We start from the raw sequence: 20,896 nt of genomic DNA, 5'->3' as shown, positions 1-20,896 counted from the left end.
CTCAAAATGTGACCTCTTGAGCATGGACAATGGTTACCTGTTCTTGTCACCATTCTCCCGAATCAGGATATCTACCATAAGCTGAAGCTGCTTTTCCAGAGCCAGCGCATCATTACACCAGAATTGTTCCAGCTTGAGCGGATATATCCGGCTATTTCCGTTATTCATAATCTTGTTCCAGTATGGTCGTTCCCTGAGTTTGACTTGTGCATCATGATACAGACCACCTTCATGTGAGGGAAGCACGAGAAACATGTGGTTTGCCGCATAATCCGTCAATTGATCTTCCTGGATAAACTGATGATTGTGGGATTCCAGAACGTCACGCAGGATATTGGGGGCAGGTGTAAGATTGAGTCCGTAATATACGTTGTATGCCGCTCTGGCGGTTACATTCCAGATACAGATTGTGCCATCTTCCCAGAGTTCATATAACCCAACGGTTTCATCAGGCTGGATTGCAGCATCAAGTCGTTCAGCTTCACTGCTGACCAGTGCGGTGTAATGCTCTATCCAGTCTTCGGCAGCCTGCTCTCGACCTATGATTCGTCCGATGAGTTGAACGGTCTCCAGTCGATTTAACTGGTCCCATGGCAGGACCATAACCGGAGCAATCTGTTCCAGTTGTTCGAGCTTATGGGGCAAATAGTATAGATAATCTGGCGCAATGATCAGATCAGGTGGTTCAGTTCGGAGGACTTCTTCCACACCATGTTCATCCAAATCCAGCACATCATGCAACTCGTCTTGGATCAGCGGTGACATCGCCCAGGGTAGGAATGAGGCGGCAATGGGTTGAACGCCTAAGGCTAACAGATCTCCTGTGTACTGAACGGTAGCAATTCGTCTTGCGCGGGGCTGTAGTCGGTATTCACTTGGGCTAATCCCAGTAAACTGCTTAAATTTTCGACTTAGGTATAAACCATCGGAGTACCCCACAAGCAGCGCAATTTCATTCAAGGTGGCCTGCGTAGACAACAGATATTGCTTCGTCTTGTCCATACGAACTCGGGTCAAGTGAGCCTGGAAGCTGCGTCCAACCTGTTTTTGAAAGAACCTGGAGAAGTAACTCGCATTAAACCCGGTTAATCTGGCGAGTTCTTCACGGGTGAGATGGCTGTCATAGTGATGGTTAATATAGCGAAGTGCTTCACGAATTATACTGTCTACCATCTCTGTAAAAGGTTTAATCGCCAGCTTGAATAATTCAAGCAATTCACTCAGCAGATAATGGGATCTGGCTTCTTCGGTCTGGGCACTTCCTGTCCTCGTTTCGGAAAGCTCCTGGATGATTGCGAGCATTCGCAGAACCTGTGGACTTGCTCCGGTCTTCGAACCGTGTGAGGGCAAGTTCACTGATGTAAGCTGATAAACACGCTTGTCAGGACTCTCTTCCGTTAATACGTAATCCTGGAAACCGATATGATACAAGGTGAAGGCAGAAGGCGGGGTATGGATAAGCTCCAGGGAGCACTGGGAATGTAGAAAAAGTAACTGCCCTTTATGTAAAACACCGTGCTCATTACCATATCTATAGTCCACCGTCGCTGTGCAGGTAACCAATGAAGGCGTTTTTATGGAAATGGTACTGTTGTGCTGTGTGGATTCCCATGGAATAGCACTGGCATTTGTCAGTACAAACATATCTGTAGCCTCCTTAGCTGTACATACTATCTATGAATATATGAATGTATGGACTCGATTATATCAATCTGTGTGAGTGACGTCGATGTATACAGATGAGCGAAGACAGGTGAACAGACTAAGGCTTGCTCCGCTGTGAATAACGATAATAAAAAAGCCTTGGTACTCCCCTAAGGAAATAACAAGACTTCTTCCATATGAAAGACAGATGTCGTTATCCATATACGTACGGCTGAAGATGTAGAGCGACTTGCTCCGTCTGCCGGACCATGTCCGGTGAGAAGGTGCAAGGCAGTCTGCTGCCAACGAGCAGCACGGCGCCAGGCACGCTTCCTTCCTGGAACACAGGTACCGCTATGGCACTTACCAACCGCTCAGCAAGCATTAACGGGCAACGACCGGGTGTATGCTCCCCGGTGGATTGTGCATCAGATCGGGCTGTGCGTCCAGTCCGAAGGGCTGTGCCCACCAGATCTTGTCCGGGGCGCATTTCCATGCGCTTCACCCGTTCATTACTAGCCCCGGAGGTATACTTCCAGCGTAGCATCGTCCCGTTCAGACAGGCAAGTCCACAGAAGTCGCTGGATGTGTTCAGGCGCAGGCCGTCGATCATCTCCTGAATGCCAGATGGCAGTTCATCATGCATGAGAGGACACTTCCTTTTTCGAAATTATAACGTACGTAACGTGTAATTATTATCATTAACCTTTTAGGATCATCTTAAAGTAAGGGTATTACGATGTTAGTTCTATTGTAGACCCTTTCTCGTACATTGTAATTCAGGGAAAACCCCTATTTCCGTTCCATAATCTACTGAACCTGGGCAGTGAAGGACTCCTGAATCAGGTGCACCAAGGGATTGAAGAAATGCGAAGGATGAGGCATATCGGTGAAATGTGACTTTTCTCACAGCAAATTCAGGGAGTTTCTCGTCAAGGATCAGGTAATCCCCCGATAACCCTCGCGCTACTTTCGCGGTATGATGGATACATAAGGAATCACCGAGGGGGACGAAGGTTATGGGTACAGTATTTGTAGAAAGAACAACCCAAAGAGCAGAGCAGAAACAAGCGGAGGCGGGCAAAATGACACGGGAAACAGGCGGAATCCTTTCGTTCGTTACATCTGAGCAATGGGACCTGATTGAAGCAAAAATGCAACCCAAACGGGTGAAGTCGGGATATAGTCTCTTTCTCGAAGGCGATGAAGCCGGATATCTGTACTACATTCGTTCGGGACGAGTGAAAATGACCAAGTCGACGGAGGATGGCAAGGAAATTATTTTATCCATTCAGCAAAGCGGCGATCTCATCGGTGAATTCGGTGGCATCGGTGGATTGAATCATAGCTACAGTGCAGAGATGGCGGAAAAAGGGGAACTGGCCATTATCTCGCTTAGCGATCTGGAAAGTATACTCAGCAAACATGGCGACCTTGCCTTGAAATTCTTGCAATGGATGGCACTGTCGCAGCGGATTACCCAGTCGAGATTCCGTGATTTGCTGCTCTATGGCAAGGCGGGTGCCCTCGCTTCGACACTGATCCGTGCCAGCAATTCGTATGGCAGGGTTACACCGGATGGTATTGTGCTGGACATGAAGCTGAACCATACCGATCTTGCCGAGATGATTGGAGCTACCCGGGAGAGCGTAACGCGGATGCTGGGGGCATGGAAAGAACAAGGTACGCTGGATATGATGGACGGCAAACTGATGATTCGGGATCTGGCAGCCTTGCGTTGTATGTGTGGATGTCCGACATTCCCGAGCTGTCCGGTAGAGCTGTGCCGACTGTAAATTAGTTTGTTCAGAGGCTTCACCTCCATTGGCGATTGGGGTCGTTACGGAGAAAAAGAAAAGAAAAGCTGGCGTCCCATATATGGGAGTCAGCTTTTTGAGTTTCCGTGAAATTGTTCATGTGCATATTCCTTTGCAAGAATCGAATATAGACACGAATCATGATATTCCCCTTTGTAAAACCAATGCTCTCGCATCAGACCTTCACGCTGCATACCGATCTTCTGCATAACGTTCTCTGAAGCCTCGTTGTTCGGGCGGCATTTCGCATAAATTCGGTGTACACCAAGTGTATTGAAGCCAAAGCCAAGCATAGCTCGGGCTGCTTCGGCAGCATACCCTTTTCCCTGATAAACGGGATTGAGCACATAACCGATCTCAGCGTTCGTGTTTTCGATGTGAAGGCCAACACCACCGATCAGTATGCCCTCCTTTTTCAAACATATCGCCAGTTCAAAGCCCGCTCGTGGTTGTGTTTGCTGCATGTCCAACACAAACTGCACGTATTCTCGAGTATCCTCTTCGGTATTTGGTCCCCATGCCGTGTGTTGAGTAACCTCTGTCATGGATGTGTAGTTATGTATACTTTTCCAGTCTGTCTCCAGAATATCCCTGATGATGAGTCGTTCGGTCTCCAGTTGCATCGTTGTTCCCTCCTTCACGTTTGAATAACTTTACTGTACATTGTACAACAAAAATAGCCCATAACAGATTCAACGAATGAATCGGTCATGAGCCATAATGTAGATTTATGATGTATGTGGAATGCTATTGTGGTTGTTTACATTGAACTGCGGGATAAGTATAAGCCAGCTTACGGATAATTTCCTTCTGCCATCTCGTATCACCAAGATTGGTTGCCAGGTTCAGAAGATCCAAATAATCGTCAAGCTGCAGATCAGCCTTTTGCAGAGTTGTATTCATTCGATGTTCGTTCCCCTTTATCTATAAAATCGTAAAATCATATGCAGTAGAAAGTTACAAAGAGACAAGTTCAATAATGATAATCATTATCACATTTATATACTCATTATGCAATGAACGCTGGCAAAATGCAATCCCAAGTCCGCAACGAATTTAACTTTTTTCTGAAAATAGGCTCATCCACAGCACATAGGGAATGTATACACCGAGATATGCAGACGGATACAAGAACCAGCCATTCAGCAGGAAATGGTGAATCTCGGTGGTGAATGTGGTCATATGCGCATTCGTCGCATACACATCACCTGCGATGACCGTTGCCGCACTATAGAAGCAGAGCAGCGCAAGAATATGAAACAATCGTCTAACCATCCGGGAACGAAGAGCAACATAAGCCATAATCAGCGGAACAATCAACAAGAGTATCAAAAATACCAATTTCATCATCGTTTTACTCCTTCGGTAAATGGAATTCTAATGATAATCAGTATGGGCCAATAGACGCAACTTCTAAACTTTTTCATAAACTTTACAAAAAGAAAGAGGAATTCAGCATATGAACAATTAAATTAAAGGAGGATAACCCATTATCAGGTAATTATGAGGAGGAGAAAGGGAATATGAAAAAGGCGTTATGGCAGCACTGGATCGGGGCATTCCTGGTCTTTATCATGATGGCAACTGCACTGCTGGGGCCGGGTTCGCAAAGTCCGGTACAAGCTGCAGCACCACTTACGGTATCTCAGGCCATCGCTGCCCAGAGCGGTGGAGGAACAGCGACGGTTGAAGGAATCATTGTTGGACATGCTACAGGGTCACTTACAGCCAAGTTTACATCTCCTTATGCCAATGATTTTAATGTTCTGATTGCCGATTCAGCGTCAGAGCGGACCAACGCCAGATTATTGGATGTACAGATTCCCTCATCTTTCCGATCGCAATATGGATTGGCGTCCAACCCCAGTCTTGTAGGCAAAAAGATCATCGTAACCGGAACCCTTGGTGCCTACAACAGCTATGCAGGAGTCAAAAACCCAACGTCCATCGCGCTTTCCTCCGGAACAACCAATCCTGATCCAGAACCGAACCCGGGCACAACACTGCCGGATGGTACCGGTAAGAAAGTATTGTTCGATAATACCCACGCCCAGACAGCAGGTGCTGCCGACTGGATTATTGACGGGGCATTTTCGGATTTTGCCAATGGTTTGCGAAACGCAGGCTTTGCCGTGGATCAGCTGGAACGCAGCATCCCGTATACATTCGGTGAGCAAGCCATCACCTATAATAAATTGAAAGATTACGACGTCTTTGTCATTGGCGAAGCCAACGTACCGTTCAAAGCGACAGAGCAGGCTGCGCTTGTGCAGTACGTACAGAACGGAGGAAGTGTTTTCTTCATCTCCGACCACTACAATGCAGACCGCAACAAAAACCGCTGGGATTCTTCTGAGGTATTCAACGGTTATCGCCGCGGTGCTTTCCTGAATCCGGCCAAAGGCATGTCTTCGGCTGAAGCCGAATCACCAGCGATGCAGAGTGTGACGAGTTCAGACTGGCTCGCGACGAACTTTGGTGTCCGTTTCCGCTACAATGCTCTTGGAGATGTAAATGCATCGGATATCGTTGCACCTGCACAATCCTTCGGCATTACGGCTGGTGTTAATTCTGTAGCGATGCATGCGGGATCGACCATTGCGATTATAGACCCTAACAAGGCTAAAGGCTTGGTCTATGTACCAAGTGGTGTGTCCAAGTGGGGTAATGCCGTGGATCAGGGCGTATATAACGGTGGTGGACGAGCTGAAGGAGCCTATGCAGCCATTGCAAAGGTTGGTGCGGGCAAAGCCGCATTTATCGGAGACTCTTCACCTGTAGAAGACGCGACTCCGAAATATTTGCGTGAAGAGACCGGTGCTACCAAGAAGACCTATGATGGATTCAAAGAAGTGGATGATGCAACTTTCCTTGTGAATACTGTGAAATGGCTCGCGGTCAAAGAGAGCTACACCAGTCTGGCACAAGTGCCAGGACTGACATTGGATACGGCAACAAGCCTGCTTTCGATGGAAGCTCCAGCTGCATCAACCGAGCCGCAACTTGAGCCATGGGCTGCACCCGCGGCAGGGTACAAATGGTATGACCCAACTACATTTAAAGCAGGTTCATACGGAAAAGCACAATAAGTGAAGTAGACATCAACTCAACATGCGAATAGGGCCTGGCCGTGGAGTTTTGCGGACAGGCTCTTTTTTTGCTTGTTATATTCAGTGACATTCACGAACATGATTAGCTCATACCACCCTGCCATTGCATAAATATCTGCTACAGAGGGGAAGGTATGGGTACTAATGATGCGGCGTGAAGCCCAACCCAACCAGAGGAGGCGGCGAATGATGACTCACCAAGCAGACTGTGACAGTTCCTCGATGAGACAGAAGCTCAAGGCAGATCTGCATCGTGTGGCGGATCGAATGAACATGACGTTATCCCGTTTTGACAATGACAGTGTCTGTCTGTTGGGGCAGTTTGCAGAGATTCGAGCGGAAATCAAGCAGATTGAGGTGCTCGCCTCTTCGTTTTATCTGGATTGTTATCTGTCACCCTTTACCGAGAAGTTTGCCGAATTAACATCAAGCGTACAGCATCTATCTGACCGGAGATATGGGGCGTTGATTGTGATTGAACGGGAGATTCCGTTGGAGTCGATCATTCACTCAGGCGTGACTGTGGATGCAAGAGTGACACATGCGTTGCTGGAATCACTGTTTATCCCCGGTGCACCTCTGCATGATGGGGCTGTTCTGATTCGTGGCAATCAAATTGTATCCGCGGGTAATGTGCTGCCGTTGTCGCAAGCGGAAGTGCATGAACGAAAAATAGGCACTCGTCATCGGGCAGCACTGGGACTCAGTGAATTGACGGATGCGGTTGTATTGGTTGTTTCCGAAGAGACGGGGCAGGCTTCATTTGCTGTAGATGGGGATTTGCATCCAATCAATGTGGTTGAAACGATCCCTTAATGTGAACGATCAAGTGGCCTACTTGGGGCGAATAGGTTGATGCAGTTGAGGGAATTGTACCTTTCTCCTGTAAGGGAGAGGGGTTTTTCTATGGATAGACGATAAAATTATAATCTGAAATTCGACCGCTTTGCTCTCGCCATATGAGAAACATCGATCGATGCTTCTCTGACATTGCGATGTGATTTTGCACAAACTGGGTATTCATGGGTACAATAGAGGATGGTCAATGAATAGAGAACAATGCGATTGGATCGCAAAAATGGTTGGAGGAGACGGTTAGCACATGAGTTGGTTTGAAGCAATGGAGCATCACGATTATGAGGAACTGGTTCTGTGCCAGGATCGAAATTCAGGGTTAAAAGCAATTATCGCCATACACGACACAACACTCGGCCCTGCGCTGGGAGGCACGCGGATGTGGACTTACGCTTCAGAAGAAGCAGCCATTGAAGATGCCCTGCGCCTTGCCCGTGGTATGACATATAAGAATGCGGTATCCGGACTGAATCTTGGCGGCGGCAAAACCGTTATCATCGGAGATCCAAGGCGCGACAAAAACGAAGCGATGTTTCGGGCGTTTGGACGATATATTCAAGGGTTGAACGGACGTTATATCACAGCCGAAGATGTGGGAACAACGGAAGAGGACATGAACCTGATCTATCAGGAAACCGATTATGTGACAGGCATCTCGGCGAGCTATGGTTCATCCGGTAACCCATCACCTGCAACGGCTTGGGGTGTATATCGGGGGATCAAGGCAGCAGCCAAAGAAGCATTTGGTACCGATCTGCTGGAGGGTAAAACGATAGCGGTCCAAGGTGTCGGCAATGTGGCGATGCATCTGTGCAAATATCTGTATGAGGAAGGTGCACACCTGATCGTTACGGATATCCATAAGGACTCGGTGAAACAGGCTGTGGATCGCTTCGGCGCGACAGCTGTTGACCCCGCAGACATTACTAGTGTGGATTGCGATATCTATGCACCATGTGCACTGGGCGGCACGATTAATGACGATACGCTTAAGACACTTAAAGCGAAGGTTGTAGCGGGCTGTGCCAATAATCAGCTGCTGGAGACCCGGCATGGGGATCAACTGTATGATATGGGCATCGTTTACGCGCCTGACTATGTTATCAATGCAGGTGGTGTCATTAACATTGCGGATGAGCTGAACGGTTATAATGCGGATCGGGCCTGGAGCAAGATCGGAGAGATCTATTCCAATCTGGAGAAAATATTCGAAAGCTCACGTACCGAGGGCATCGCAACCTATGTTGCCGCAGATCGACTGGCTGAGCGACGGATCGAACAGATGAAGAATACGCGCAGTACATTCCTGCAGAATGGTCACCATGCACTGAGTTCCCGGAGATTGCGCAAGTAAACGTCATTGAATCATATCTTTTATCAAATCTGTAAACGGTCTGTTAGGTAACGGCAACATCCATTTCAAAGATGGATAATGTCGATCTAACAGGCCATTTTTTTACGTTGCTATCAGAAAAAAAGAAAACAGTGGCAATATCTCCCTAAATGATCAATTCTACTATAGATTTTTCCGATAATGTATGTACATCGTTCAGATGCATATGGTTCAGGGAAGTGGGGAGAAGTGGGAAATGGGGAAAAGAAAAGGGTTAGGGCATAGGATCAAAAATATGTCGCTTAAAATCAAACTGCCTTTCATGATCAGTGTATTGGTTGTTTTGGTTCTGCTTGGTGCAACGACCACAAGTTATATGATCTCATCTGATGTTGTGGTCAGGAAAAGCAAGGATGAGATTAATGTGATGGCTGACCGCCTTGGGGAAGGGCTTTGGACAGCGATGCAACTTCAGCAACAATTGAGTCATGCGATATCCGTACATAATACCTTCAAGGAACTCTTGGAGCTGCGTAATACAACTGACATGACGGATGAAGAATTTTTATCGGATGAGAACCCGTATTTTAATAAGGCCAATACGATCTTGACCGACAGTATATCGGAAACGGAAGGAAGCAAGCCAGATCTGTTCGTGTTTGATAAGGAAGGAATCATGGTGGCGGGAACCATGCCGGAAGTGATTGGACAGTCACGGGGAGATCGGGAATATTTCCAGGAGTCCATAGAGGGGAAATCCTTCATCAGTGATGCGATCGTTTCGAAGAATAGCAAGAAGCTCATTATTGCATTCTCGGAGCCCATCATCGATGAAGAGGGGAATATCCTGGGTGTGCTTGCTATGTCGGTGGACAGCAGCTTTTTCCTGGGCCAACTCGGGGACATCCAGATCAATGGTCAGGGCAGAGTTGAAGTGCTGAGCCGGAGCGGTATCATTATGTATGATTCATTGGATCCTTCCATTGTGGGACAAACGCTGGAAGAGGACAAGGAAGCCATGGAACTTATGGAGGCCAGAGCCACCGACAAAGTGAAAATCAATTCGATGGATCGAGATGATACCTACTATCGTATCAATCAGATTCCTGGTGCAGATCTCTCCGTGGTCATTATTGACGATTATGATGATATTAAGCGCCCAGTAGAGGATATACAGCGCCAGATGCTTATCGTGACCTTGATTGGAATTGCTCTGGCTATTGGCGTGGGATTGTTGATCTCTCGTAGTATAACGAGACCTATCATTCGTCTGATCGGGCTGTTCAAACAGCTTGCTCAAGGGGATCTGACCGTTAAGGCCAATGGCAGATATAACAGTGAATTCAAGGATCTGGCTGAGAGCTTCAATGTTATGGTGGAGCAGAACAGGAACCTTATTACCGATATGAATAATTCGATTCATGTTCTTCAGGACAGCACTCAGGAATTGGAGGAGACATCCAGACAGACGGCAAGATCCATTGATGAGACCTCGGCGACGTCCATGGGGATTGCAAAAGCGATGGAGGCCCAATCGGAAGATACCGAGCAGATTGCAAGTAAATTCAACACCTTTGGCGATAAAGTGGCTGCCATGAACAGTAGTGCACAGGATGTGAAGGCAAGAGCGGGTGAGATCGAAACGGTATTCCACAACGGGAATGAAGTTGTGAATGAACTGATGCGTATTAATGAAGTGAACGAACGGGAAGTGGAGAAAATCTCGGAGATTACCGTCAAACTTCAAACGAGTTCGGGCAGTATTAGTCAGATCACGGAAGCCATCAGCCAGATTGCGAAGCAGACCAACCTGCTTGCATTGAATGCTTCAATTGAAGCATCACGGGCGGGGGAGCATGGCAGAGGATTTGCAGTTGTAGCCGAGGAAATCCGCAATTTGGCAGAGCAGAGTTCCCGCCAGTCCAAGGAAATCTCCAGCATTATCGAGCAGAATCTGGCCGATGTCGCCGAGAACAACCAAAGTGTTGCAGAGATTCACACCATCTCGTCCAGACAGGATGAGCTTGTCTTGCAGACTCGTCAGGCGTTTGATGTGATTTTGGAGAAGGTATCGGTCATTAATCAACAGATCGCTACAATGGCAGGACAGATGCAAGAGATGTTGCAGAACAAGGATGTTGTATTGGAGTCAGCCCATAGTTTGTCCGCTTCAGGAGAGCAGGTATCCGCTTCGGTTGAAGAGGTAACAGCAACCATGATGGAGCAGTCTTCCACGGTGCAGCAGTTGGCAAACATGGTCGATACGATCGATCAATTGACGCAAAAGCTGGCCGAATCGGCTGCGCGATTCAAGGTGGAGTAAGAGTCTGTCTCAAAAGGAATTCCGCCTCGCTCCAAGCGCTAACGAACCTACCGCACCTTAAAAGGCGGATCATCAGAGCTTGCAAGATTTAAAGAATCTCAGTAACGCTATTTCGTCAAAAACGTTGTCAAAACCTAAAAAATTGAGCGAATCGACGAAATAACGTCTCTGTGATTCGTTAGATTTCAGATCGGGGCAAATGGGACCGAATAGCGTGTCTCAGGTTCATTAAAACCAAATAACACAAACAAGGGATGTCCCCTGTCATATTCATGACTTATAGGACATCCCCTTCTTTTTTATGGTCCAGATCAATGTGCTCTAATCCATTTAGTGATCAATGAGATGCAACAGCTCAGGGAGCGGTGTGCGAGGCTTGGGGATAGGCTGATCTTCAGCGTTAAAATACCCCATGTGAAGTGTACCTACTATTTTTTCCTCTGATGTCACACCAATGGCTTCACAGAATAGAAGATTTTCGTTGAAAGGACTTGTCTTCCATACGACGCCGATCTGTTGTTCCCAGGCGAGCAACTGTATGTTCTGGATCAGTGCCGAGGTTGCAGCAAAAGCCTCTTCCCACGCTTTGGAGGGCAGGTTGGCTGTCATAACCACAACCAGATGCACAGGTGTCTGTTCACAATAGGCTGCTCTGATTTGTTGTCCGTACTTTGCTACAAATTCAGGATTGCGTGTACTCAATACAGCGCTCGCGAATTTCTCTCTGCCCTCATTCATAAACAGAATGAAGCGCCAAGGTTCCTTTTTGGAATGAAAAGGTGCCCATATCGCGGCCTCCAGAATCTCATGAATCGTTTCCAAAGGAATGGGTAGGCCATTAAATTCCTGAATCGTGCGTCGTTCGATCACAGTCTGCCTAAGGCTTGTTTTGGGTTTCATCATGTCCATCTATAACTCGAAGGAAGCAGCGATCTCATCAATGATTTTACTCAGACCGATGGGACCGTATCCTGCAAACCACAGGTTGGCATCACCGATATATACATGATCGTTCTTAACTGCATTCAGATTGGCCCAGATGGATGTATTCATGATGTTATTAAGCACAACCTTGTTTTCTTCCCCTGGACGAAGAATGATAAACAGTCGATCCGGGTTCAGCTCAGGCAGAATTTCTTCCGAAATTGCCACATTCCATGATCCCTGAAAATCTACACTGTCTACTGAAGCAGGGGTTAATCCCAGAGCACCAAACAGAGTGAAGTTATCATCAGGTTTAATCAACTGAAGCTGTTTATCCTGTACGCGCATGTAGGCCACCGTTTCGTCTTTGGCTTTTACGGCAAGCTCATCATGGGTTGTGGTCACTTTGGCATCATAGGCATCTTTGACCGCTTGGGCTTCTTTTTCTTTGCCAAGAACGGTTGCCGTTTCCATGAATCGCTCCCAGTCTCCTTTTTCTTCATTATCAAAAAGGATCGTTGGAGCAATCTTGGAGAGTTGCTCATAGTTTGCTTCATTTAACGTTTTGGAGGCCAGAATGAGATCCGGCTCAGCCTGGAGTAATGCTTCAAAATTGGGAGACTCGCCGGAACCTATGGCAGTGGTATCTTTCATCTGATCTGCCAGATATTCAGGGAATCCGAGATCGTTATACGTTACCATGGCTGTCGGTTCAATGCCGAGAGCGAGTAATTGGTCAGCAAAGACGTAGAGCATACCCGCTATTTTTTTGGGTTCAGCAGGAATTTCGATGTCCCCTTTAATCGTGGAAATGGTACGTGTATTCTCACTTCCCTGTTCAGCGGTTGATGGCTCTGCCCCATTGGATTCGGGTGAAGTGGAGTTCCCGCTGTTCTGGGAAGTCCCACAGCCCGCAAGCATGCTGCATAGAAGAAGAACGGTTATAAGGAATCGTCCTGATTTGAAAAAGCTAGAGAAGCGTTGGTTGTTAAGTAAAGACACGTTGTACACACCCTTTAACTGATTTTGATTATCATTATCAAAATAATTATAGGTGCATTCCAAATCGTAATCCATGGATATTCCTGTTTAATCCATGGACGTTTGGCTCAGGAACAACTGACTAACCCGATTGAGAAACAGATTATGAGCCAAGGAAGTATAACAGGAGTAGGGGGAGGAATCGCCCAATTCATAGACTTGATTCGTACGAACCGCCTTCCATTGCTGCCAGATTGAATTTTGCATAAGCAACGCTACAGTGTGCGCACGCTCGTCTGCTCGGCCACTTGTAAACAGAATGAAGTGTTCAATATCGGACTGGACCAGCTGTTCCAGTGACATTAAACGGGAATGGGATACGTGGTGTAGAGCTTGGGGTACGGATAACTGCAAATCATCATAGAGTACCGTCCCCAGATTACGGTTGCCGTAGACCCGGAACTGTCCATCCTCGTATTGCGCCACAGCCACAGGACGGTCATCCAGGGCATGTTGTATTCCGGATATGTTTCGGTTGACCGATAACTCATAACGTTCCAGCCATTCTTCACCAGCTGTTATTTTACCCACGGATTGTGCAATGGAGTACAACTGTTTACGCCAATCTCCTGCAAAAGGTATGGTACAAGTGGAGGCAATATGCCGAAATAATTCGGCTTTTTTGGGCTCTTCATAATCGGTTCCTTCATAACCAATGATTAGTTCCGGGTGTGCGTTCATTAATAGTTCCAGATCAGGCTGATCTCTGCCCACTTGAATCACATTTTTGAATTCATATGAGGTTCTATGGACTGGATTAATCAGTGCCGCATATGGCTCAATACCAAGGGCAAGCAGATGCCCCGTATATGGATGGGCAAGTGAAGCGATACGTGTTACGGAGCGATGCTTTTTAATATAGACCATGGGAGACAATCCGGTGGTTGCTTTGAATTTTCGGCTAAAATAGAATTCATCTTCATACCCGACCTGGCGTGCTGTTTGTTTGATCGTGTTGTCTGAGGCCAGTAGCAGATCACCGGCTTCCCGGATACGTACGGCGTTCAAATATTCGATGGGGCCTTGTCCAATCATTTTTTTGAACAATCTGGAATAACGGTTGACACTCAGTCCAGCCATTTCAGCCAGTTTTTCGCGTGTGAAGTTCTCCTGATAATGTGTATGGATATATTTTTGGCTCTGCCTTACCGCTTCAATTGCTGTATCTTCCTGGAATTTCTGCTTCTTCTGCTTCAATAGGACAAGACACAGTTCCTGAAAGAGGATCTGACGTGCCATTCCAGCCCATGGATCTTCCTTCTGCCCACCTTCATGGATTTGAATGGCGAGTACGGGAGCTGAGGGAACAACAGTGGCAATGCATTCAAGATGTGGATCAATAACTTGCTGCATGTTGCCATCCAGTTCTTCGTTGTAGACATTGTAGGTTAAGGTGACACATTGAAAATCATGCTGTACCTCGGTAGTTGCAAGACAGGTGTGAGAAGGCGGGACGGAAAGGACTTGAGGAGCGCATAAGGAGATGACTTTGTCTTCGACTTTGACGGTTAAGCTCCCTTTGATCACAACAAGCAGCGTATGATGTGGACGGGATGGAAAGGACACTTGTTCAGCATTGTTGTCGATACGCCGGGCATCAATGAGCCTATATAAAAGATTCATGAGTTTCATCTGATCTTCTCCTGACTGCTGTGAATGTACATACTATACTGCTGCTTATAAAAGTTCTCTATATCAAAACGTAATGCACTTCTGGTTCAGCAGCTTCATGAATTGATCCAGCGCACTGCTGACATACCGATCCTCACTGCGGACAAAGGTTGTCGTGGTATGAGTAAAACGATCTGCGAGATCAAATACGGAGAATTCATCCGGTTTCTTGTGAATAACGTTGCACGGCATAATGGTAAAAGCAATTCCAGACTCCACACAGCTAAGCAGGTTTTCCATCGTACTCACTTCGATGATATTACGCGCGGACAACCCCTCTTCCTGCAAAAATTCTTCGGTCATTTCACGATACGGGCATCCCTCGGGGAAAACAACCCATGATACTTGGCACAGGCTTTCGGGTGGTACGTCTGTCTTCTTGGAGATGATATGAACGGTGTCCTGCATCTCATATTCCACCTTCAGACCCTCTTTCACACAAGCCCCGCTGATAAAAGCACCATCAATCTCATAGTTCTGTATTTTCTTGCGCAGTACTTTGGGTGAAGTGGCGTTAACAAGTGAAATGGACACCTTCGGGTAGGTTATTTGATATTCATTCAGAATCTCCATAAAGCGGCTGGATGCCGCCGTTTCTACAATGCCGATTTTCAGCGTACCGGAAGGTTCACCGGGATCGGTCATATCCTGCTTCAGATCGTGCAAAAGGTTGTGAATGCGTGTGGCGTACTCAACAAACTGCTCACCTTTGGAGGTCAGCACAACACCTTTGGGAAATCGGTTGAACAGCTGGATTTGATATTCCTGCTCCAGTTTTTTGATGCGCGTAGTGACATTGGATTGCGCATAATTCAGTTCTTTGGCGGCCTGTGAGATTTTGCCTGAACGTGCCACCGCGAGAACAATATCGATATCGGAAAGTTCCATGCTGTATCCTCCTGAACGTGGATTAACTTACATTGCTTCCGCAGATGTTGATGTCAGGTATCTCTCTGAGAGATACAAGTATATATTTCAATCATTTTACGATATATCAGAGCCGCCGTACAATATCCCTAATGACAAAGAGAGTAGGGATATGAGATGGATAACATGAATACACGTTCAACACTATTAAGCCCGGTGACGATTCATCAGTGGCAATTAAGGAACCGAGTGGTGATGGCACCGTTGACCCGGGGATTTGCTGATGATCAGGAGGGGACCGTGACGGATGAGATGGTGGCATATTATGAGCAGCGTGCGCGGGATGGTGTGGGACTGATCATTACCGAGGGTATTAACCCGAATCTGGCAGGCAAAGGCACTTACGGCATCCCCGGTTTATATACAGATGAACAGACGACTTCTTGGAAAAGGGTAACGGATGCTGTTCACAGACATGGCGGCACCATTATTGCTCAACTGTGGCATGTCGGCAGGTTGTCCCATTCCGATCTGATCGGAACCGCTCCACTGGCACCTTCCAGCCTTGCGGCAGAGGGAAGAGTGCATAAGCTGCATAAGCCGTATCAGGTGCCCCAAGCGATGAGTACACAGGATATAGCGGATACAATTCAGCATTTTCAGACGGCCGCCCGCAATGCGGTTCTGGCAGGGTTCGACGGGATCGAGCTGCATGCTGCGCATGGGTATCTGATCGACCAGTTTATTAATGAGAAGACCAACCACAGAACAGATGAATATGGAGGAGACACTGAGGGCAGATTGCGGTTCCTGCGGGATATTATTGTGGCTGTGAAAAAAGAGATCCCTGTGGATCGCATATCGGTACGATTCTCTGAGAAAAAGGATGATGATGCATCCTATGCTTGGGTAGACAAAGCTGGAATGATCGATGCATATCTGAACTTATTCCGCGAGACGGGAATAACAATCTTGCATCCCTCAACAGATCATTATGCGAAAGCGTGGGATGGTGAGCAGTCCTTTCACGAGTGGATTCGAAGTCAGTGGGATGGAATCATCATTGGTGTGGGGGATCTGGATGTTCATACTGCGGAGCACGCGATTGGCAAGGGAAGTATAGATCTGGCTGCGTTTGGAAGACCGTTTATCGCAAACCCTGATCTGGTGCATAAATTGAATGCTGGTGAGCAATTGGTCGAGTATGATGCGACTACGCATCTGCCCGTGTTGGTGTAAAAGAGAAAACCGAGTAAGAGAAGAAATCGAAAAAATCGAAAAAAGTAGAAAACACTACTGACATACTGTTGGCAAGAGCGGTCTTGTATGATCAAGATAACCTAAACAACCAACCCCATATATAAAGGAGATCATTACATTATGTCAGTAATCGGACCGGATTTCATTTCACTTCAAGTGAGCAATCTTGAAGGCTCTGCCGAATTTTATCAAAACTATCTTGGACTGGTACGTTCACAGGCGGGACCACCTCATGCGGTAGTCTTTGAAACCAAGCCTATTGCATTTGCTCTACGTGACCTATTGCCAGGAACAGAACTCGGTTCAGGTGCTCAGCCAGGACTTGGTGTCGCTCTGTGGCTTCATGCTCCTGATACGCAAGAAATCCACGACAAGCTTGTTGCGGCAGGCGTACAAATTACATCTGCACCAATAGATGGACCATTCGGACGAACCTTTACATTTGCCGACCCAGACGGGTACCAAGTTACCCTTCACAGTAAAGCCTAATACGCAAATGTATCCATCTTAATAATAGTGATAACTTCCTGTCACAGGGAGACAAGTGAGTATTACAACAATAAGGGCAGAGCTAATCTTGATGATTAGCTCTGCCCTTATTCCGTTATTCGGATTCAGCGATATATTCATTCTATTCATTGCTGACAACTACCGCTTTCTTTTCCGTAAAGTAATACACCAAAGCGAGCAGCGGCATGATCAGGCCAATCAGCGTTGTGAGACTCCAGCCTCCGTGAGCATAAGACCAGCTTCCAAGAGATGAACCAATCGCACCGCCGACAAAAAAGATCGACATGAATATGCCATTCACACGTCCTCTCGCTTCACTTCCTAAGGAGTAGATAATGCGTTGACCCAGCACTAGATTTCCCGAGACAGCCATATCCAGTGTGATCGCTACGATAACAAGCAGGATCAATGCAAACGTGGAGTGGCTATGGAACACATAAGCAAGACCAAACGAAGCAGCAGCGATCACCATGGCAGCACCTGTCAGAATACGTGTTAACCCGCGATCAGCCAGTCTCCCGGCAATGGGAGCGGCAATAGCACCTCCGACACCAGCCAGTGCGAACCAGGCAATGCCTTGCTGTGACATACCGAAATCGTTAGCGAGTCTGAGTGGAACCGTGGTCCAGAACAAGCTGAAAGCACCAAACAGACTGGCCTGATAAAACGCCCGGCGGCGCAGTAGCGGCATCGTTCTGAACAGTGTGCCCAAGGACACGATTAATTGCCCGTATTTCAAGGTGGGTTCAGGCTGGCGAGCAGGAAGAGCACGTGATAGGAGCAGCATGAGAAGTGTTATGACAATGGCGGAGAATATAAAGACCGTCTGCCATCCGAAGAGGCTGGTGATAAAGCTTGCGACAGGACGAGCCAGCATGATGCCCAGCAGCAGACCACTCATTACATTGCCGACAACCCGTCCGCGTTGTTCCTCGGAAGTAAGATATGTCGCATAGGGCACCAGAATTTGAGCGACCACAGAACCTATACCAATGAACAGAGAGGCAGTCAGAAATATAACAGCAGTGGGCGAGAAAGCCGCAGCAATCAGGGCAACAACAAGTACGATGAGGAAAAGAACGACCAGGCGTCGATTCTCGGTAATGTCACTGAGCGGCACGATGAATAACAAACCAATAACATAACCAATCTGAGTCAACGTTACGATCAATCCGGCAGCGGCAGAAGACAGACCCGTTGTCATGCTGATCGGACCGATAACGGTCTGAGCATAATACAGGTTTGCCACGATCAAACCACAAGCGGATGCCAACAAAAAAATAATCCAGGTGGGTACAGGTGCCTTCTTTACTTGTTGTCTCATATCCATATCCATGATAATCATCCTCCACAATTCTAAATTGGTATTCGCAATAAACAGTTAATATTAAAATCGTTAATTACTAAACGTTGTGTTCACTAATTACAAATATATAATAAACTAAACGTATAGTATTGTAAATAGGCTCGAAATATTTTAATGAGAATATTAATTAGGATGAAAAGGTGAACCGAGGATGGAATTATTGTGTGTACTCATGGCATTTTAGTATAATGAACGTATCGTTTTTATGAATATTACTGATGATTAAATATACTTTATACATCCAGGAGGGCTCAAGATGACTGCCAAAAGAGGACGTCCACGTAACATGGAAACCCAGAATGCCATTCTTACAGCATCGTATGAGTTGTTGTTGGAGCACGGATTCGGAGCAGTTACAATCGAGAAGATTGCTGAACGTGCACAGGTGAGCAAAGCCACCATCTACAAATGGTGGCCGAACAAAGGTGCTGTCATCATGGACGGATATATGTCTGCGGCAACAGCAAGATTACCGGTACCGGATACAGGCTCGGTATTGGAGGATATACGCATACATGCGAGTAATCTGGTTCGTTTTTTGACCAGTCGGGAAGGAAAAGTGATTACACAGATCATCGGAGAAGGGCAGTCGGATGAAGGGCTTGCCGAAGAATACCGTACAAGATATATCCAACCACGTCGGCGTGAAGCTCGGGGAATTCTGGAGAAGGGTGTGGAGCGTGGCGAATTGAAAAGTGGGATAGACATTGGACTGTACATTGATCTGATCTACGGGCCGGTGTTCTATCGTATGTTAGTGACGGGTGAAGCGATGGAGGATGCGTTTGTAGATGTGTTGCTCAGTTCATTGTTTGAAGGCATTCAGTCCAAGTAGGTACAGGGAGAGCGGATACAAGAGGGAGGAAGAGGGAAGAGGGCGATTCGTAGGAATCACCCTGGAAGGAGCACGTGTATATTGTACGAGGTAGATTGTTAGACCTGGAATATAGGTGAGATGGCTGTGGGCCATGAATCTGTAACATTAGAGGAAAGGAAGGATGAGTGCTGGGTTAACACCGGGGGTTCATTCCATACCGAACTGGGCAGTTCGCGGCGTAAAACAGGGGCAACTTCCTTGGCAAAACGCTCCACTTGCTCCAACTGCTCGCTATGCGTCAGTCCATCTACGCTGATACTCAGCACCTGATGTCCGTAAGCGGCATGATAGTCCAGAATTTTCTCAATGACCTGCTCCGGACTACCGATTAACGCAGGACCTCGTGCAATGTTATCCTCCAGATCGGTAAAGGGCGACTGATTATGCTGTGCGGCGGCGGTGGTATGGAACGCTTCATAATATGGCTTATAGCGGCGAATGGCTTCCTCACCTGTATCCGCCAGATAGAGACTGCCGGCACCAGAGCCAATTACGGCTTGCTGCGGATCATGACCATAATAATCGAGGCGTTCCCGATAATGATCAATTAACGCTTTATATTTGGCCTGAGGGTGAAAAGAATTCGACGTGAAGAGCGGCTCGCCATATTTGGCAGCGAGTTCGGTCGAGACCGTGCTGGACGCGCTACCATGCCAGATCGGGATGGATTGCTGAAGCGGCCTGGGCCACGTGGTCACTCCCTCAAGAGGAGTGCGATACGTTCCCTGCCAGGTTACATTCTCTTCAGACCAAAGTCGTTTTAGCAAATGATAGCGTTCATCAAGTGAATCCCATTGTTCCTCTTCGCTTATGCCGAACAGCGGATAGTGCCGAGGGTCATTGCCTTTCCCGATGATCATCTCCAGCCGTCCGCCCGATAATTGATCCAGCGTGGCATAATCCTCGGCAACCCGGACCGGATCAAGTATACTAAGAACAGTAACGGTGGTTAGTAACCGAATGCGTGTGGTTGCTGCGGCTATTGCGGTTAATACGACAGGTGGCGAGGAAGATAGAAAAGGCGCACCGTGTCGTTCACCGATTCCATAGGCATCGAATCCCAGTCGTTCAGCCAGCTTTGCTTGCTCTAATATATTGTGGAATTTCTGCTGAGTCGTCAGAGCTTCCCCGGTTACGGCATTAGGCAGATTCATCATGAGACTAAACAAGGCAAATTTCATCTGACCTTCTCCTCGAACTGAATTGATAATTCCTGTGTCGTATAATCCTATTGAAATACTAGGATATGTAAGTTGGATTAAATGTATCACGTTCTCACGGATTCTTCTAATGGATTT

The 20,896-nt window shown here is 47.1% G+C and carries 19 protein-coding genes; 8 read left to right on the top strand and 11 right to left on the bottom strand.

Annotated features, from left to right (window positions below; all coding sequences use genetic code 11):
- Window positions 1-33: 33 nt before the first annotated feature.
- Both NSQ38_RS02950 and NSQ38_RS02945 read right to left on the bottom strand, forming a co-directional pair.
- Window positions 34-1,644: an AraC family transcriptional regulator gene (locus NSQ38_RS02950; protein WP_339786957.1), complete on the bottom strand. Its 1,611-nt coding sequence runs from the start codon at window positions 1,642-1,644 to the stop codon at window positions 34-36.
- Window positions 1,645-1,858: 214 nt separating this feature from the next.
- Entirely contained in the window at window positions 1,859-2,290 is a 432-nt protein-coding gene (locus NSQ38_RS02945) for a GAF domain-containing protein (protein WP_338590216.1), read from the bottom strand.
- A gap of 373 nt (window positions 2,291-2,663) precedes the next feature.
- Between NSQ38_RS02945 and NSQ38_RS02940 the strand changes: the two genes are divergently transcribed.
- The gene (locus tag NSQ38_RS02940; RefSeq protein ID WP_240768291.1) at window positions 2,664-3,440 is read left to right on the top strand and encodes a Crp/Fnr family transcriptional regulator; all 777 of its coding nucleotides are present in this window, start codon (window positions 2,664-2,666) and stop codon (window positions 3,438-3,440) included.
- A gap of 89 nt (window positions 3,441-3,529) precedes the next feature.
- Here the strand turns inward: NSQ38_RS02940 and NSQ38_RS02935 are convergent, their stop codons facing one another.
- The 3 genes from NSQ38_RS02935 to NSQ38_RS02925 form a co-directional block, all read right to left on the bottom strand.
- The gene (locus NSQ38_RS02935) at window positions 3,530-4,084 is read right to left on the bottom strand and encodes a GNAT family protein (RefSeq protein WP_339786954.1); all 555 of its coding nucleotides are present in this window, start codon (window positions 4,082-4,084) and stop codon (window positions 3,530-3,532) included.
- Window positions 4,085-4,208: 124 nt separating this feature from the next.
- Window positions 4,209-4,364: a hypothetical protein gene (locus NSQ38_RS02930; protein ID WP_017691064.1), complete on the bottom strand. Its 156-nt coding sequence runs from the start codon at window positions 4,362-4,364 to the stop codon at window positions 4,209-4,211.
- A 153-nt stretch (window positions 4,365-4,517) separates the two neighbouring features.
- On the bottom strand, window positions 4,518-4,811 hold the full coding sequence (locus NSQ38_RS02925) for a hypothetical protein (protein WP_339786951.1): 294 nt from the start codon (window positions 4,809-4,811) through the stop codon (window positions 4,518-4,520).
- A gap of 224 nt (window positions 4,812-5,035) precedes the next feature.
- Here NSQ38_RS02925 and NSQ38_RS02920 point away from each other — a divergent pair, with 224 nt between their 5' ends.
- The 4 genes from NSQ38_RS02920 (at window position 5,036) to NSQ38_RS02905 (ending at window position 11,082) form a co-directional block, all read left to right on the top strand.
- Entirely contained in the window at window positions 5,036-6,550 is a 1,515-nt protein-coding gene (locus NSQ38_RS02920) for a DUF6359 domain-containing protein (protein ID WP_339790378.1), read from the top strand.
- A gap of 207 nt (window positions 6,551-6,757) precedes the next feature.
- Window positions 6,758-7,387 carry a sporulation-specific diadenylate cyclase CdaS gene (cdaS, locus tag NSQ38_RS02915; protein WP_339786948.1) on the top strand — a complete coding sequence of 210 codons (630 nt, stop codon included), beginning with the start codon at window positions 6,758-6,760 and terminating at the stop codon, window positions 7,385-7,387.
- A 286-nt stretch (window positions 7,388-7,673) separates the two neighbouring features.
- Window positions 7,674-8,780 (top strand): Glu/Leu/Phe/Val dehydrogenase, encoded by a 1,107-nt coding sequence (locus NSQ38_RS02910; RefSeq protein WP_017691060.1) that lies wholly within the window; start codon window positions 7,674-7,676, stop codon window positions 8,778-8,780.
- 235 nt (window positions 8,781-9,015) lie between these two features.
- Window positions 9,016-11,082 carry a methyl-accepting chemotaxis protein gene (locus tag NSQ38_RS02905; RefSeq protein ID WP_339786945.1) on the top strand — a complete coding sequence of 689 codons (2,067 nt, stop codon included), beginning with the start codon at window positions 9,016-9,018 and terminating at the stop codon, window positions 11,080-11,082.
- A gap of 330 nt (window positions 11,083-11,412) precedes the next feature.
- Here NSQ38_RS02905 and NSQ38_RS02900 read toward each other — a convergent pair whose 3' ends face one another.
- From NSQ38_RS02900 to NSQ38_RS02885, 4 genes are all read right to left on the bottom strand, one after another.
- Entirely contained in the window at window positions 11,413-11,991 is a 579-nt protein-coding gene (locus tag NSQ38_RS02900) for a nitroreductase (RefSeq protein WP_339786943.1), read from the bottom strand.
- Window positions 11,992-13,008, bottom strand: a complete 1,017-nt coding sequence (locus NSQ38_RS02895; RefSeq protein WP_339786941.1) for an iron-siderophore ABC transporter substrate-binding protein — start codon at window positions 13,006-13,008, stop codon at window positions 11,992-11,994. It abuts the gene before it with no gap.
- An 87-nt stretch (window positions 13,009-13,095) separates the two neighbouring features.
- Window positions 13,096-14,679: an AraC family transcriptional regulator gene (locus tag NSQ38_RS02890; protein ID WP_339786939.1), complete on the bottom strand. Its 1,584-nt coding sequence runs from the start codon at window positions 14,677-14,679 to the stop codon at window positions 13,096-13,098.
- Window positions 14,680-14,742: 63 nt separating this feature from the next.
- A complete protein-coding gene (locus NSQ38_RS02885) occupies window positions 14,743-15,606 on the bottom strand; it encodes a LysR family transcriptional regulator (protein ID WP_339786937.1) in 864 nt (287 codons plus the stop codon).
- 165 nt (window positions 15,607-15,771) lie between these two features.
- Between NSQ38_RS02885 and NSQ38_RS02880 the strand changes: the two genes are divergently transcribed.
- A complete protein-coding gene (locus NSQ38_RS02880; RefSeq protein WP_339786935.1) occupies window positions 15,772-16,824 on the top strand; it encodes an alkene reductase in 1,053 nt (350 codons plus the stop codon).
- Window positions 16,825-16,965: 141 nt separating this feature from the next.
- Window positions 16,966-17,334: a VOC family protein gene (locus NSQ38_RS02875; protein WP_091038078.1), complete on the top strand. Its 369-nt coding sequence runs from the start codon at window positions 16,966-16,968 to the stop codon at window positions 17,332-17,334.
- 142 nt (window positions 17,335-17,476) lie between these two features.
- Here NSQ38_RS02875 and NSQ38_RS02870 read toward each other — a convergent pair whose 3' ends face one another.
- Window positions 17,477-18,691, bottom strand: coding sequence for an MFS transporter (locus tag NSQ38_RS02870; protein WP_339786932.1), 1,215 nt, complete (start codon window positions 18,689-18,691; stop codon window positions 17,477-17,479).
- A 286-nt stretch (window positions 18,692-18,977) separates the two neighbouring features.
- On the opposite strand from NSQ38_RS02870, the gene NSQ38_RS02865 reads away from it, so the two are divergent.
- Window positions 18,978-19,556 (top strand): TetR/AcrR family transcriptional regulator, encoded by a 579-nt coding sequence (locus tag NSQ38_RS02865; protein ID WP_339786928.1) that lies wholly within the window; start codon window positions 18,978-18,980, stop codon window positions 19,554-19,556.
- A 98-nt stretch (window positions 19,557-19,654) separates the two neighbouring features.
- On the opposite strand, the gene NSQ38_RS02860 is transcribed toward NSQ38_RS02865, so the two are convergent.
- Window positions 19,655-20,779 (bottom strand): LLM class flavin-dependent oxidoreductase, encoded by a 1,125-nt coding sequence (locus NSQ38_RS02860; RefSeq protein ID WP_339786925.1) that lies wholly within the window; start codon window positions 20,777-20,779, stop codon window positions 19,655-19,657.
- Window positions 20,780-20,896 lie beyond the last annotated feature (117 nt).

It is taken from the genome of Paenibacillus sp. FSL R7-0313 (assembly GCF_037969885.1).
GTDB lineage: Bacteria > Bacillota > Bacilli > Paenibacillales > Paenibacillaceae > Paenibacillus.
This window is presented reverse-complemented; position numbering and strand designations above follow the sequence as displayed.